The 16772-nt window shown below is 55.1% G+C and carries 7 protein-coding genes; all 7 read left to right on the top strand.

From position 1 onward, the window contains the following. Positions 1-16: 16 nt before the first annotated feature. The 7 genes from LNV09_RS20650 (at position 17) to LNV09_RS20620 (ending at position 16758) form a co-directional block, all read left to right on the top strand. Positions 17-6532 carry a DEAD/DEAH box helicase gene (locus LNV09_RS20650; RefSeq protein WP_263558964.1) on the top strand — a complete coding sequence of 2172 codons (6516 nt, stop codon included), beginning with the start codon at positions 17-19 and terminating at the stop codon, positions 6530-6532. Between the two features lie 11 nt (positions 6533-6543). Then, positions 6544-8748 carry a UvrD-helicase domain-containing protein gene (locus LNV09_RS20645; RefSeq protein WP_411969330.1) on the top strand — a complete coding sequence of 735 codons (2205 nt, stop codon included), beginning with the start codon at positions 6544-6546 and terminating at the stop codon, positions 8746-8748. Positions 8749-8868: 120 nt separating this feature from the next. After that, positions 8869-9099, top strand: coding sequence for a hypothetical protein (locus tag LNV09_RS20640; RefSeq protein WP_263558962.1), 231 nt, complete (start codon positions 8869-8871; stop codon positions 9097-9099). Positions 9100-9247: 148 nt separating this feature from the next. Next, positions 9248-9448, top strand: a complete 201-nt coding sequence (locus LNV09_RS20635; RefSeq protein ID WP_263558961.1) for a hypothetical protein — start codon at positions 9248-9250, stop codon at positions 9446-9448. A gap of 166 nt (positions 9449-9614) precedes the next feature. Then, positions 9615-10862 carry a hypothetical protein gene (locus tag LNV09_RS20630; RefSeq protein ID WP_263558960.1) on the top strand — a complete coding sequence of 416 codons (1248 nt, stop codon included), beginning with the start codon at positions 9615-9617 and terminating at the stop codon, positions 10860-10862. Continuing rightward, on the top strand, positions 10859-12889 hold the full coding sequence (locus LNV09_RS20625; protein WP_263558959.1) for a phospholipase D-like domain-containing protein: 2031 nt from the start codon (positions 10859-10861) through the stop codon (positions 12887-12889). The genes LNV09_RS20630 and LNV09_RS20625 overlap by 4 nt, the downstream gene beginning before the upstream one ends. Next, complete coding sequence (locus LNV09_RS20620; protein ID WP_263558958.1) at positions 12886-16758, top strand: helicase-related protein; 3873 nt, start codon at positions 12886-12888, stop codon at positions 16756-16758. Before LNV09_RS20625 ends, LNV09_RS20620 begins: the two co-directional genes overlap by 4 nt. Positions 16759-16772 lie beyond the last annotated feature (14 nt).

Here is a 16772-nt window from a genome sequence, read left to right as displayed (position 1 = left end):
TCAGGACTCTTCATTCATGCTCCCTTCACTTTTGACCCGTGATATTCAGGACGGCCTTAAGCAGTTTTTGCTCACGGGCTTCGAGCCGTCGGACCCGCATTTGCACGGCATGATGGCCCGCTTCACGTCGACCGAAAACCAAGCCGAGTGGCTGAAGGGCCCTTACCTGCAACTGGGGCTTCCGTTTCGGCCCGGGGTAAAAGGGCGAAATTTTTTTTCCAACTTCGAGACAGAGTTTCCTGGTTTTACGCATCAGGAGCTGGCCTGGCAACGGCTGAACACGCAGAGCGGGTCGGACCATGTTCCTGGCAATACGCTGGTGGCTACCGGGACTGGTAGCGGCAAGACTGAGTGTTTTGTCTATCCGATGCTAGACCACGCCGCACGCGCGTTGGCTGCAGGTGAGCGCGGCATCAAGGCCTTGGTGATCTACCCGATGAACGCCTTGGCAACAGACCAAGCCAGGCGTCTTGCCATGATGGTGGCCAGCACACCGGCTTTCAAAGGTCTGCGGATCGGGTTGTTTGTAGGTGGCGTGACCGAGCCGGGCAGCGGTGTAGCAATGACTCCTACAGGGGTGATCACCGATCGCGAAACGATGCGCAAGCATCCACCGGACGTCTTGCTGACCAATTACAAGATGCTTGACTACCTGCTGCTACGGCCGACAGATAGGCAGTTGTGGAAGAGCAATACGCCTACGACCCTGCGTCATCTGGTGGTGGATGAATTGCATACCTTTGATGGCGCACAGGGTACCGACTTGGCGCTGCTGCTCCGTCGCTTGCGCGCGCGTTTAAAGGTGCCAGTCAATCATTGGTTATGCGTAGGAACTTCGGCCACACTGGGCGGTGGGCACGGAGGGCAAGGCACTGCGCCATTGCGCGAGTACGCTCGCCAGATCTTTGGCAGCCCGTTTCCGCCTGAGTCTGTTGTGACCGAAAACCGCTTGTTGGTCGGCGAGTTTCTGGGCGATGCCACGACCGACTATTTTCTACCTGCCCGTTCTGATTTTGCCGAGGTGCTCGATCCCGCGCGCTATGCGAGCCCTCAGTTGGCGGTACAGGCTTGGTTCACGGTTTTCTTCGCTGACGAAGCAACGCCTTCCATTGAGGATGTGAACTCGCCCGCTTGGCGTATTCGTTTGGGGCAGATGCTCAAGCACCATTTGCTGTTCTCAAACTTACTCAAACGGGTCAAGGGCGATGTGCTGGATATGGGTGTTCTGGCCGAACAGATGCAAGGCAAGGCCTTGCCGGCAGCAGCCAACGGTCATTTGCGGGAAGTAATTGATGCGCTGTTGGTGCTGGTTTCTTGGGCACGCAGCCCCGTAGTCGATGCCGCTGTCACTGCAAATGGCCAAGGCGTCGTCAAGACCTTGCCTTTGGTGACGGTGAGGGTTCAGCTCTGGCTGCGGGAGCTGCGGCGAATGGTGGCGAATGTGGCCTTGAACCCAGGCGACGTGAAGCTGCAACATTCTTCGCAGCTCGGAGCCAACCCTGGCGGCTTGCACCTGCCTCTGGTGCAATGCAGCGAATGTCATACGACGGGGTGGTTGTCTCGGTTGCCGGAAGGGACGAACAAGTTGTCGTCCAAGCTCGAAGAAATTTACAACACTTGGTTTGCTGGCAGGCCCGACAGCACACGGCTTTACGCACTTGATGGATTGTCCCGCCCCCATTACCAAGTTGATGGGGTGCCTCGTTCGCTTTGCACCTCCTGCGGCCAGCTTCAACAAGGAAACGGGCCTTGCCAGGCTTGCGGTCACCACGAACTTCTTGGGGTATTCCAAACCACAGGTCTACGTAAGTTCACTCAGGGCAACGCTCAATTCACGCGCCATGACACGGCATGTCCTGCGTGCGGTACACGGGACCGCCTGATTCTTCTGGGTGCACGCAATGCAACGCTGGGTTCGCAAGTGGTGGAGCACAGCTGGGCGAGCCCCTTCAATGACGATAAGAAGCTGATCGCGTTTTCTGACTCGGTACAGGACGCAGCACATCGGGCCGGTTTTTTTGGTGCGAGAACCTACCTCAATAATGTGCGCACTGCCTTGGCAAAAGCCTTGCGCAGCCAGGTGCAAGCGGCAGGGGCGACTGCTCTGCCTTGGGCGGGTTTTCTTGCGAACTTAGAGCGCCAATGCATCCAGCCGGACGGCGACTTGCATATGCCAGCGGACAAGTTTGTCTCGGAGTTTCTTGGGCCAAACATGACCTGGCAGCGTGACTGGGTACATGGTTTGCAGAAAATGGGGGCTTTGCCTGAGGGCAGCCGCTTACCAGCCAAGGTACTCAAACGATTGCTCTGGCAAGCCTACCTCGAGTTCACTTATCTGGGGCATCGCGGGCGAACGTTAGAGCGCGTAGGAGTGGCTGCGCTCGGGCTGCCGCTGGCTCTGCTGCAAAACGTTGCAGCCGACCTTGCACCGCGTTTGCGTGAGCAATTCGGCGCTCAAGGTTTGCGCGAGACTTCGGTTGTGCATTGGCTCTGGGGTTTTGTTACTCACCTCCGGCAATGCGGCGCGGTCATGCATCCCGAACTGGAAACCTATGCGCAGGACGGCAATGTATTTGGCCTGTTGCGCCAAAAGGCTCGGAGTGACTGGATGCCTGCGATGGGGGAGCGTACGCCCAGGCCCATTTTTCTATCACTCGGCCAACACAAGCATTTTGAGACGCTGGCCGGTGCAGCCACCGGTGGCCTGCGCAACAACTGGTATGAGCGCTGGGCCGCAGCCACGTTGGGACGAGACATGCTGCTTGCTACTGGCTTGGCAAAAGAGCTGTATCTGACTGCGATCTCGGCGCTTGAGGTGGCCGGCGCCATGGTCCGCACAACAGGCGATTTTGGTGAATCTATTGCTCTGGCACCGCAGAGCTTGCAACTTGAGACGGATTTGGTTTTGCTGACCACATCGGCCGGCACGCGGCGGTTGGCGGTGCCGAGGGAGGCTGCGGCAGCCTTGCTTGACATGCCGTGCCTCGATGCGACACATGAGCATTACACCGAGCAAGCTCCAGCACGGGGTTGGCTAGCAAATCGTTTTGAACGAGCCGACTTGCGGCGTGTGATGGCGGCGGAGCACACAGGCTTGCTGGAGCGAAAGGAACGCGAGGCCTTGGAAATCCGCTTCAAGGATAAGCATCCCAAACCCTGGTTTGAGAACCTGCTGTCGGCTACACCGACACTAGAGATGGGCGTGGATATTGGCGATCTGTCGCAAGTTTTGCTGTGTTCAGTGCCGCCGAACCAGGCAAGTTTTTTACAACGGGTGGGCCGAGCCGGGCGTCGTGACGGCAACGCGATGGCCGCGACGCTGGCAGACGGAAGCAGCCCGCATGATCTCTACTTCTTCGACGCAACGGCTGAAATGCTGGCGGGAGAAGTCGCTCCGCCTGGCGTTTTCATGCGCGCCGCTGAGGTGCTTAGAAGGCAGTTGTTCGCCTATTGCATGGACGATTGGGTTGAAGGACTGACTTCTGCCACAGCCTTGCCGGTAAAGACATCGACTGCGCTCGATGCCGTGGAACAGGCCAATATGTCCCGTTTCCCCTATACCTTTGCAGACCATGTGCTCAAACATGAGCCGCGTCTGTTGCAGGGATTTCTGGAACTACTGGACGATGACCTGGACGACGAGGTGCGAGGACGATTGACGGCCTTCGTCCAGGGTAACGGCGATGCGGACGGGCTGCGAACCCGCCTGATCAAGGCGCTGGAGGAACTTGCCGAAGAGCGTAAACAGCACAAGAAACGCAAACTGCAGCTTGATGTCTTGGTACAAACCGCGCGCCAACGGCCCAAGGACGAAGCCACTCTGGCCGAGATTGACTCGCTGCTGCGAGAGCGCGACAAGATGCTGGAATTGATTGCCGAGATCAATGGACGGGAGCTTCTGAATACCTTGACCGATGCAGGTTTGATCCCGAACTACGCCTTCCCAGAGGCTGGCATTGAGTTGAAGTCAGTGCTCTGGCGAGCGCGCGCCGAAGGTGAACCGGGCGAGGGGAAGTACGTCGCCCTGCCGGCACTTAAATACGAGCGCCCAGCAAATTCAGCGTTGTCTGAATTTGCGCCAGAGAATCGTTTCTATGCCAATCAGCGCCGGGTCGAGGTGGACCAAATCAATATGGCGCTGGCCAAAACGGAGCGCTGGCGCTTGTGCGCTTCTTGCCACCATATGCAGAATTTGGAGACCTCTGCTGACGTCCACACTACATGCCCACGCTGTTCCGATGCCATGTGGAGCGACGAGGCACAGAAGCGTATGTTGCTGCGCTTCAAGCAGGCAATTGCCAACAGCGATGACACCAAGGTACGTATCGATGACAGCGCGGATGATCGTGAACCGCGCTTCTATGTCCGGCAGTTGTTGGCGGACTTCGAAGCAACCGACGTGCGCGAAGCCTGGCAGCTTAAGACAGGGACATTGCCATTCGGCTTCGAGTTTGTCTCGAAGGTGAGTTTTCGGGACATGAATTTCGGTGAGTTGGCCAAGCCTGGTGAGACTTTCAAGGTTGCCGATGTGGAAGCTGTGCGAGCTGGTTTCAAGCTCTGCAAGCATTGCGGAAAAGTGCAGACGCCGCAGAAGCGCAAGCACGCCGGGGATGACAGTGCAGGCACTGAACAGCAGCACAGCTTTGATTGCAAGGTGCGCGATAGCAATCAGCCGGGCAACATTTTTGACTGTCTGTATCTTTACCGCGAGTTCAGCTCCGAAGCCCTGCGCATATTAGTTCCGTATACACGGCATGGTGTTGACGAAGGAGTGGTGCAGTCTTTCATGGCGGCGCTTCAGTTGGGGCTAAAGCGGCGTTTCGGTGGAAAGGTAGATCACCTGCGTGTCGTGACTCAGGACGAGCCCGGCAAGGATGGCGGCGCACGCCGACATTACGTAATGGTCTATGACTCGGTGCCTGGTGGCACCGGATATTTGCACCAACTGTTGGCCGGGAAGGCGGGTACTCTGGCCGATGTACTGACATTGGCGCTAGCCGCTATTACCGATTGCCCTTGCAATGCGGACCCCGATAAGGATGGCTGTTACCGCTGCGTCTATCAGTATCGACTTGGTCGCAAGATGGATATGGTTTCTCGGGACAGGGCGCGTGAAGTGTTGTCGGAACTGGTGAGCGCGCTTGGAGACATGGAGCGAGTAAAGACGATCTCTGAAATTTTTATCAACCCCAATTTCGATTCAGTGCTTGAGGCCAGGTTCATCGAGAGCTTACGCCGCCTCGGGTTGCCTGAGGCGGTAGCCGCCTCAGGGCTGCCTAAGACTAAATTGGTCCAGGACATTGTGAATGGGAAATCGGGTTGGTTGTTGGAGGTAGGGGATCAACGGTACAAAGTTCAGCCCCAATGTGATCTTGGACCGAGCGATGGCGTTGCGGTAAGCAGCCGGCCTGATTTCGTGCTTTGGCCCTGGCCAGCCACGGTGAGCGGGGCAAACAAGAAGCGACCAATTGCCGTGTTCTGTGACGGCTGGTCCTTTCACAAGAACAGCATTCGGGCCGATGCACTTAAACGTAGCGCATTGGTTGCGAGCGGCCGGTTTTGGGTCTGGTCGATCACACACGACGACGTCAAGGCAGCGCTTGATGGCAAAACAGTGACTGACCTGGAATCACCACTTGTGCGTATGAATCGACATGACGGCCTACAAGCAAGTCCGACGCTTGCACGTGCAGAGAAGGGCGCGTTTGCGAGCAATGGCGTGGCCCAACTGCTTTGGTGGCTTGAGCGAGCAGGAAACGACGCTGAGGTAAGGGCGCAGCACAATGCTATTTGGGCAAGCTTCTTGATGGCTTGCCCTCCAGGAGGGACTGAAGCGGCGGCGATCGAGGCAACATTGACAAGCCTTTGGCAAGCCCTGCCGGATTGGATGCACCCGCCGCCGAGCAAAAGCCTACCCGTGTTGAGCCGCGAGGGTGTCCAGCCGCGTCTGGCATGGCGCTGGCCAGCCAGCCTTTTGAAAGGTGGCTTGACTGAAGGTGAGGCGCCCGGACTTTTGCTTTTGGACGAAGCGCTCGCAGATACGGAAAAGACACTGCATTTGCAGTGGCGACATTGGCTCGCGCTCTTCAATACCATGCAGACCCTGCCAGGCTTTGTGATGATGAGTGCCAGTGGCTTGCAGGCGGGCGATTGCGAACTGTTGAAGCCAACGATTTGCGCAACGCCGCCAGTTCCAAGCGATGGCGCCGCATTGGCGGCTGAGTGGACTGCCACTTTGAATGACACATTACCTGCAGTGCATGGGGGTTTGCGATTGCTGGCGGCGGCAGGCTTGCCTCCGCCAGTTGCAGGCCTTGAATTGGTTGATGGCCGTGGCCGCGTTCAAGCTGAGGCTGAAATTGCTTGGCAGCAATATCGCGTGGCAGTGCTGCTTCCAGAGCAGGCGGATCTGGCTTCAACTTGGCAGGCGCAGGGTTGGACGGTCGTTCTGGTCACAGAAGAAGTTGGAGCGGCGGCAAGCAGTTGGGCAGAGGCGATTCTCGAAATTTCGAAAGGAGGGGATATTCAATGAACACCTCAAACATGAGTGCAACGACGAACAGCGGAGCCAGGATTGCGGGAACGGGGGCCGCTGGTTTCAAGCCTGTGGTGGCGATGTCGCATGATTTTTTGGCCCAGACGGCGAAGCTGCCAATGGCTGTGCATGCCAAAGTTTTGAAATGGGCGATGGCATTTCAAATTGACCCTACCGCGCCGGGTATCAACTACGAGAACATTCAGTCCCGCGACCCAAATCTTCGTTCTGTTCGCATAGATTTGGACTGGCGTGGCATCGTGCACAAGCCGGAACGGGGCAATGTCTACACCTTGCTTTACGTTGATCATCATGACGCAGCCTACGCCTGGGCAAAGAACCGAAAGCTGGCAATCAATCGTGTCACCGGTGCGATGCAAGTGGTGGTGCTAGAGACAGTGACGAGCGTTGAAGAGGCGCCTCCGGTGGCCGCACTGGTGGAAGTCCCAGAAGTCTTCCCCGGCGGCCAAGGCGGCGCCAACACACCATGGGCAAGCTTCGAAGGGCTGTCGGACCAACATTTGCTGGCGCTCGGAGTGCCCGAGGATCTGCTCGCGCGCGTGCGTCGCATTGCCACTGAGTCTGAGCTTGACGGCATGCAAGAAAGTCTGCCACTGGAGGCCTATGAGGGCTTGTTCCTTGTTGGTGCCGGAGATTCGGTCGACCAGGTTCTTGGTTCCCGAGAAACGAGAGTCGACCGCGCGATTGACACGGAGGACTTTGAAGCCGCGTTGCTGAAGCCAGAATCCCAGTCTCGCTTTGTGGTTGTCACCGACGATGCTGCCATGGCCGCAATGCTCAATGCACCACTGGCGCAATGGCGCATCTTCTTGCATCCAACACAGCACAAGTTGGCCAGTGGTAGCCGTAGTGGTCCCGTCCGAGTGCTTGGCGGTGCTGGGACAGGCAAGACAGTACTGGCCATGCACCGCGCCAAATGGTTGGCTGAAAATGCCACGGCCGATGGTCAAAAGGTGCTGTTCACGACGTTCACCAAGAACCTCGCCCGAGACATTGAAGACAACCTAAAGTCACTGTGCTCTCCTCGCACGATGGAGAAGATCGAAGTCAAGAATCTCGATGCTTGGGTATATGCCTTTTTGCGTGCTCGGCGCTACCCTCATCGGATCGTTTACGGACGCAAAGAAGATGCTGGAGCGAAAGCTGCATGGAGCACGGCAATGGCAGCTCGAGACAGTTCACTTGACTTGACAGAAGAGTTCTACGACGAGGAGTTCGATCAGGTTGTTTTGGCCCAGGGTGTTTCATCGCGTGATGAGTACCGAGCAGCCAGGCGCATCGGACGAGGCGTGACCTTGGCCCGGTCCAAACGAGATGCAGTGTGGCCAGTGTTTGATGAGTACCGTCAGCAATTGAGTACAAGGCAATTGAAGGAAGTTGATGATGCGTATCGCGATGCGACAGCGCTGCTGGAGACCGAAGCAGCCGAGGCTAAGGCTTCCGGCAAAGTGAGTACGCAAGTCTACTCAAGCGTCATCGTCGATGAAACGCAGGACTTCGGTACACAGTCTCTGCGCCTTCTGCGCGCAATGGTGCCATGCGTCAACAATGATCTGTTCTTTGTCGGAGACGGACATCAGCGCATTTACCCGCGCAACCGTGCCGCCATGAGTAAGTGTGGAATTGATATTCGTGGCCGCAGCAAAAAGCTCTATTTGAACTACCGCACCACAGCCGAGATTCGCAATCAGGCCGTAGCTTTGCTTGAGGGGGTGGACGTGGACGACCTGGACGATGGCCACGATGAACTGCGTCGTTATAAGTCCCTCTCACATGGCCCAAGTCATCCAATGATCCAAGTTGATGATCTAGCTGCAGCTATTGATGAAACAGTGCGCTACCTGAAAAACTGGCGCGAGGCCGACGCTTCGCTCAACGCCAATGATTGCGTGGTCTCTCGAACCGCTGCTGTGCTCGTTCGATCGACGGCAGTCAGATCGGCAATTGAACAACGCTGTAAGTCGGAAGGCATGTCGACTGTTGTGATCGACAAAGATCAGATGATGACGGCGGCGCCCGAGGCCGTTCGGTTTGCTACCTTACATCGTGCCAAGGGTCTGGAATTTGACCGTGTAATCGTTGTGGGGCGACGGTCGGCGCTGGGTGACCTTGAGGAAACAGCGCAAGAGCGACGGCTGCTTTATGTCGCTCTGACCAGAGCAAAGCGGGAGGCAGGTTTGATTCTTTTTTGACTGGTGTTGTTTGCAAAGGCGAGACCCTGATTGGGATTTGCCTGCCGATCTGAATATTTGACTAGATCTCTTAGTGAGCTAGCCGCTTGATAAATTGGATGAAACTCTAGGCCAAACATAGTGCAGAAAATCGATTCGAGCTTGTGTTTCTCGGCGACCGACCTGGTCCACTTCATCGACTGTGAGCACCTCACCGCACTTGATTTGTGTGGCCTAAGCGACGGCGAATTTCGCCCTACCAAAGTCAAGCAAGTTGAGTCCGCTGAGCTGATTGCTCGCAAGGGCACGGAGCACCTGGCCAAAAGGCAGCAGTCCATGGTCGCACCTGACATTGAAGGCGGGCTTTGGTAGCGAGTGAAGGGCATGAATAGGTCCGAGTTGATTTGCAGCACGGTATGCATGCCGGATGGCTCTCTGGATTCAACGGCCATCAGTCTCAATCACGGATTCACTTTGTTGTCCCAAAAATTCGAAACGCACCGCATCGCGAATACCGGAAATGTTTACGAGCGTGTTTTTTTACCAAGAAGAAAGTGGCCAGTTGTACCCGTTGTCTGACTTGCGAGAAGGCGTTCGCGTGCGAGCTGAGCGCAGCGTCATCACCGCCGCCTGGGCCAAGATCGAGGCGGAATTAGGTTGGTGCCGTTTGCCAGAGCCAAAAGTTGAAAACGGCAAGAGAGCGCGTCGCGGTGGCGCGTGAATATGAAGTTATGGTTCGCCATGTATGAATCCACGACTGGATCGCTTTTCTGAATCTAACTCTTGCCTAGAGGGTGTGATTCATTTTGTACCTGTTGCGGAACAGATTCCTTCCGTTGTCATTGTCATTTTCCTCAGACCGTGTGAGTTGCCTCACATTCCTCCCGATGAGCTTTTTCTTCACTTCTCTCGACGACAGTTTGCGCCCACGTGGTAGTCGTGACCCCCTGGGCATAGAGCTATTGTGGTCAAGCGTTGGTCGAAAAATGGTGGGCAATCTGACTACCGTGACCAGTCACTTGGACAATTTCATCTTGACGTTGATTGGCTTTTACCTTTGCGGCAATGAAGCTCAGGAGGCTCCCGATTGGGAGTGCTTCGAGCGCTTTGAGCAGATGACATCTCGAGCGCGATTGCGGCTAGATTTGCCGGAAGTTATCGGTTCTCGCCGTATCAAGCGAAGCTCTGGATTCCCGGTGTTCCTTGGCGGTGCCAAAGAAGCGCGCATCCTCGACAACCAACGCCAGGCCGGACTTTGGGGCCTCTACTCCACAGCGCTGAGGTCATCAGGGTTGACAGACGAGAGCCGTCGACTAACGCCCGTTGGAGTGGAAATTACCAAGCTATTTCTGAGTAAGACCTCTGGCTCCGAATGGCGACTGGCGCTAGACAAGAAGTGCGTGCAGCTCGACTTAGCGCAATTGGAAGGGGTTGGTAAATGGGTGCTCGGAATTTTGCAGGTTGAGGGTGGACGCGAAAAACTCGCCAACTGTCTTTTGTCTGGCGGAGTCACTGCCGTGGCTTGGCAAGGCGAGGTGTTCGCCCAGGCCAAGTCCTTCTTGCAAGGCAGGACTGCCGTGCCGCCACCAAGAGAGTTCTTGGCATGGCTGACGGCCCACTCGGTGCCATTGAAGGAATTTGCGGGTTGCGTGAGAGATTTTGATGAGTCTCTGTCTCTGGCGGCATTGACCTTCGCCTGGTTGTTGGGTTCACATGGCCGCAATGCAACAGAACTTACTTCTCAACTGGCCGGCTTGTCGGAATGGCCATTCAGGGATCCGAGCCTGCCGGACTTCCCTGGTGCCGGTTTTGATGGCCAATGGCAAAAGAGAGCCGGTGGGTTGAGAGACTTCTGTGACGCGATGAAGGCGAAGAACTGGCGGCTAGCGATTGATCTCCTTCTCAATCATCACGCCGAAGTTTCCAAGCAGCGTGGAGGTGTGCCGTGGTGCTATTGGGAGGGCGGGCTCATCAAAGTGGTGCTGAATATGACCCCCGGTACGCTGCCAACAGCCAGCGAGTTATCGAGTTTGAATTTTCAAAATTGGATGAATTCACACAGTAACGATTTTTTTCTCGGCTCATTTTTGGCAATCCTGAATCAAGTCGACTTCAAAAAGAAGGGCATCGTTTGAGCGAGACTACCAGCCAATGGGGCATGCTGAAGGATGCCCTGCGCAGTGCCATTGAAGAGTTGGATGGGTATCGAGTAACCGATGCTCTCTTCACCACATATGCCTTTGAGCCCGAGTTTTTTGAGACGGCAATCCTTCCATTGCTGCAGCCGGATGGTGGCGATGGACTGTCCTTGCATTCTGCTGTTCGCCATTTGCAAATGGAGTCGCTGTTGCGCGATTCCCCTATCAATGTCGCGGTGTACTTCGATGCCCGAGTAGTCGTGGCAGGCTGCCCAATGCTGGCCTATGAAATGTTGCCCATGCGTTTGCAGCATGAATTTCATGGCAAGGTCATGTTGCTCCGCCTCGAGAACGGCAAAGGATTGGTGCGCTGGGTGTTAGGCGCTGGCTCAGCCAATCTGACCAAAGCAGGCTGGTGGGAGAACATTGAGTGCTGGTATTTTGCGCCTGCTTTCGATCCAGCCAAACCGCCTGCGGGCGTCGTTCCCGGCTTGGTCGGTTTGCTCTCATTTTTGACCGGAAGTGGTGCTCGAAACAGTGTGGCTGCCATGTTCCGCAAGGAGCTGAGTGATAGCTCTGCTCTGCGGCGTCGTTCTGATGAGCCCTTGTTTCAGGTATTTGTCCCTGGAAAACCTAGCTTCATCAAATGGTTTGACGAAATCATGAAGCACAAGGTTAAGCAAAGTGATGGAGTCCGAGTGGAGGTGTTCTCACCTTACTTTGCTGACGCTGGGCATGCTGAATTGGTTCAACTGTTGCTGAATACGACGGGTGCAAAGGCGCTTGACCTTTGGCTGCCTGAGGATCCATGGCAGGCGGCGGGCGGAGCAGCACAGATAGAAGAAGACGCCTATTGCGCACTCAGAGATGCTGCCAACCTCCGCTGGTGTGAGTTTGGCGACGCAGACCTCGCGGGAAGTAGAAGAAAAGAGGAAACGCCACGGTTCTTTCACGCCAAAGTGATTCGAATTCCGGGCCAATTCTGCTTTATGGGCTCGGTGAATTTCAGCAACAAGGCTTTCAAGCTCAATTTTGAGGCGGGTTTCTTGTTTCCCGATAAGGGGGACGCATGGCTCACCGACCTGAGCCGCCAGCCCATACGATTTCTTAAACCACTTGAGCCTGCCACTCATGCCGATGTGGTGGAAACAGGGCCCAATATTTTTGCCATATTCAATTGGCACACCTTGGAGCTTGGGATCGATTTCGTCACCAGCAAAGACCGCCGGCGATATGCCGAGACAGAAGTTCGCCTGATTGATGCGCAGGGCAAGAAATTCGGGCGAGCGACCATGCTGCCTCACAGTTTCAAGTTGAAGACCAGTGAATCGCTATACAGGGATCTACAGAGCAATCCATGGATCAAGGTCGAAGTTGACGGTGTTGGTCTTTCGATCGTGTGGGTTCAACAGTGCGCCCTTGACCACCGGCCTCCGCCTGAGGATTTGAGACCGGACGTCTGGCGCATCCTTGAGATGTGGCGAAGCCTTGCGGCTGGTGGCACGGGCTCCTGTCCGGGAGACTATGAGCAATTGGAAGTTCTGCTCTTGCGGCGGGGAGCCTCAGGAGAAACACCTCCGGCAGGCTCATTGGAATTGGATATTTTTGAAGAAATGGCTGCGGTCCATGGAAGCTTCTATCTGCTTCGAGTGAGATTAAAGGAAGAGCAACTTCGCCTCAATTCCGTTCGTTGTGAATACTATTTTTCAGCACCCAGACCTGATTCCTTGCGGTGTTTGGTGGACCGTATTGAGCAAGCTGAGGACGGAAATGTTGTGGAACCGGTCGCAGCTTGGGCAATGCTGCTGTGGGTGATTCAAATTTGTTCTGATCACCGCGAAATTCTCTCCGCCAAGAAATTGTCCCTCCGGGCCAAGTGCCTTTTGAATGGGCTGCTCTTGCAGAAGCCGCTCTCAACTTTGGAGCCGGTTTGGTTGGAATGGGCCGAGCGCATGTTTCTGTGCGCGCCGGGGCAGGAGAGTGGAGTGGCTCGCCATTTCGTCAATACAAAGGATTCGAATTGACTTCGGAAATCTTTCCATCGCAACGCCCGTGGTCATTCGAGGCTGCCTCTGCCTTGCTTGATATGTCCGGAAAACTGCCGGGCTTTGAGGATATCGGAGAGCAACAATTGAAGGCGGCCATGGCCTTGCATAGGATGCTAATTTCTCAGGGCTGTGCTTATCTGGCAGATGAGGTCGGCATGGGAAAGACCTATGTGGCACTTGCCGTTGTTGCACTTTTTCGCCATCTGCAGCCTGGCTTTCGGGTGCTGTACTTGGCTCCGTCCCAGAACGTGATGCGCAAATGGCATTCAAGGGAGCTACCCGCATTTATTCGCAGCAACGTACGACAGCCAGACATGCGTGTTCAGGGACCAGCCGGATTGCCTCCTGCGGCGAGTTTTGCATGTGTGCGAGTTGATGACTGGGTAACAAACGCAGTGACCGCGCCTTCGACCCCAGATGTATTCCTTACCCTTTCAGCGCTTAGTTTTCACCTTACAGGCGATACAACTGAAGGCTGGGCCAATCGAGTCAGAACGCTGGCCGCGCTGGCTGGGGCGCCGGTCGATTTTCGGGGAGTAAAAACAAAGGCGAAGTTCAAGGAACGCGCTGCCGGTCTTGTGAATGCTGCTATCCCGTACTACGACTTGTTGGTCGTTGATGAAGCACACTTGCTCAAAAGCGGCGCTGGCAAGGGTGCCTCTGATCGCGCGAATTTTCTTGCAAATGCATTGGGTGTAGGGGAGCAAGGCGGGACGCGGAAATTTGGGGCCGCCCTATTGCTTTCTGGCACGCCGTTCGACCGGGATTTGATGCAATTGGTGAAGCAATTTGAACTTTTTGCATCGCCCCATGTAAGTCCGGCACCTCATGAGCGCATCCGCGAAGTAGCTGAGCAACGGCGAGCGGGCGGCGGCTGGAGTGAAGTCCAGGCAGGCCTAAAGCCATACATGATCCGGCGGGTTCAAGAGCTAAAGGTCGGTCTCAATAGACTGAGTCGAAACCAATATCGTATCGAGCGCCGCGCTGAGGCAGGAATCAGTTTGGCAGGCAAAAGCGATCCAGAAACTCTGCAACAACGCTTATTTACTGCGGTGGTTCAAAAACGCTTGGTCGAACATTTGCAGGGAGAGAATGGTGGTCAATTCCCGATGGCCATGTTTTCGTCGTGGGAGGCGTACGCTCCGCCGCAGACCGCTAAGGTCGAGAAGGAAGAACTTGCCGATGAAGACGGGCGCGGGCTACCAAGCGGTGCGACTCTGGACGTCGAGCTCGGTTCCGGCCCGGCCAGCGACGCCCAGGCTATTGATGGCACTTTGATTGGAAGCTTAGTCGGCTCCTACAGGGAAGTGTTTGGAAAAGAGCCGCCTCATCCAAAACTGGAAGTAGAGGCCAAACGCTTGGGCAGGGAGGCGTTCTCTGAAGGGGATAAACAACTCGTATTCGTGCGTCGATTGAAGAGCGTTGATGACCTCTACTCGCGATTGAACCAAGAATTCGACGACTGGTTTGTTCAGTATTTGGTCCAAGAGGGTATGCCTGGCTCCGCAATTGAGTTGTCAAATGCAAGAGATCAATCCAGAAAAACACTCGTTGCTTCACCTGCGGCCACGGGCGCGACCACGTCGGTGGAAGACGAACCTGAGGTGATGATCGATGACAAGGAAGTCGAAATTCCTGCTGGATCAGAAACGCTCTTCAGTTGGTTCTTTCGGGGTAAATTGGATCCAATGGGCGCAAGGTTCGCGGACGTCAATAGGCTGCCCCATCCCAAGTTGCTGCGTGATCGTCTTCGCGACCCAAGGCGCCTAGAAGCCATCATCGGTGAGCTGGATTGGCGGCACTTCATCATGGAGCGCTGTTCAAATTTGCCGCAAATACCATTCTTCGAACTTGCCGAGACAGCCTCAAAGCTGGCTGGAGCGGCAAATGAGCTTGGCCGACACCGCCGCCTACAGTGCGCCTGGGCATTATTGATGGCGGATAAGCTGCCGCAGTTAGAAAGTATGCCGTTCCGGCATTTGCATGAATATTTACTGGAGCTCATTTCATCTGATCGCCAAGAGGAGGATCTGATCGACATGGAGCAAGCGGAGGTTCTTCTATCTGCTCCAACGATTGGCTTGGCCTTGTATCAATCAGGGTTGGGTAAGGAAATACTGCCGGCATGGGATACCGTGTGGTCCTGCCTGCACAATGCAGCCGAGCCTGAGGATGGCAGTGCACTTGCCAAAGCCAACTCACAACTGAGGGAGCTCGATTTGCAGCGCGAGCTCCTTTTCGCGTTGCTCCGGCTTGATCATCCCTTCATAGACCTTTATCTGGGTTGGTGGAGCACGGCCAACGACGACAGCAACTCTGCTGCAAAAGCGCTAGTTGCAAGAGTCGTGGCCATATGCGCTCGTCCGGAGAGAGTGTTCGGAACCGCATCCATTTTGCGGAGTTTGGCCGAGGCTTGGCCTCAGATTGCCAAGACAAATTTTGCGGAATTTCTTAAGGGGGCCGATCGCGTCAAGCGGAATAAGTGGAGGCTGACTTTTCAGCAACAAATGAGCCCGTTTGCACCAGTGGAATGGGCAAGCGGCCAAAACACCAGTTCTCGAACTTCAATAGCTCGGCGATTTCGGATGCCGGGATACCCGATGGTCCTCATAACCACCAGCGTTCTGCAGGAGGGCGAGGACTTGCATGTCTGTTGCGACCGAGTTACCCATTTTGGAATTTCCGGCAGCCCAATTGGTATCGAGCAGAAGAATGGCCGCGTGGATCGCATCGGGTCACGCGCTCAGCGAAATTTGCAAGCGGGTTTAAGTGTAGAGGAGGCCGGTATACGAGTAACTTTCCCGCATTTAAGGGAGAGTTTGGAATGGTTCCAAATTCGAGATCTTTCGCAAAACATCAATGACTATCTTCGGTCTTTGAATCATGTGGGTTCCAAAGATCCCCAAGACAGTGCGAGCCTCTCAAAAGTGGTGGGTGATATAAGGCGCATACCGCCTCTCTTGTCCTATCGCTTGCAGTCCCCGTTCGAGCCCGAGCTTTTTGACAGTCACGGCTGCGTTGAAGGGATTGAAGTTGCAAGGTGTTTTTCAGAGGCGAAAAGTATCATCACCCATGCAACAAATATATTGGCGGAGGTCGCCTCAAAATGCGGTTTTAAGCAAGACGCGGCGCACCCCGAATGCCACATTCATCCTGAAATGAAGGTCAAACTTTCTCTACGCCCAGCCCACACAACGGGAGAGTTGAGTATTCATGCGTCTAGGCCCTTGCAGGAAGCTGAGCTTCCAGCGTGGCTACGAGGCTTGAGTTTGGAGGACGGGCGACCGAACTTGGATGACATCATGGAAATCGCTGCCGACCGGCTGCGCAAGTACGGACTGATGAAAGATGATGACGGCCGTTGGCAGTTGCATGTTCATGCAGCATGCTTTGCAAAAAGCGAGGCCGAACTTGATCGAGAGGAAGTGCTGGATTTAATCAAACGCGTCGACGTTCCAGTCGATTTTTCTCCACCAAATGGAACCTCGGCCGATCTATTTAGAATATTGCAGGAGACCATTGATTATTGCAATTCTGGCGAGCTCATTTGGGCTCCAAGCAAAAACCAAGTTCATCAAACCCTGAGATATAGAGGTTTAAAAATATCGGTGAAGATTTGGAAGGCCTGGATGGTTATCAGTCGAGTCATTGAGGACGGTTCTGCCTACGATAATAAGCAAGTCCTGCATCGGACGCTGCTGCGCAATCAGTCTCATATCGGGCCTGATTTTATATTCTCGAAGAATGGATCAATTGAAGCTCGCATGATTCATCCGGTGAAATACCTCGGAGCACAGGAAATGTGGTGTATTTTGGGAGATATCGCTTCTGTTCCTGCGATTTGAGGGGGATGAGGGGC

It is taken from the genome of Paucibacter sp. B2R-40 (assembly GCF_025717555.1).
Lineage (GTDB): Bacteria > Pseudomonadota > Gammaproteobacteria > Burkholderiales > Burkholderiaceae_C > Paucibacter_A.
This window is presented reverse-complemented; position numbering and strand designations above follow the sequence as displayed.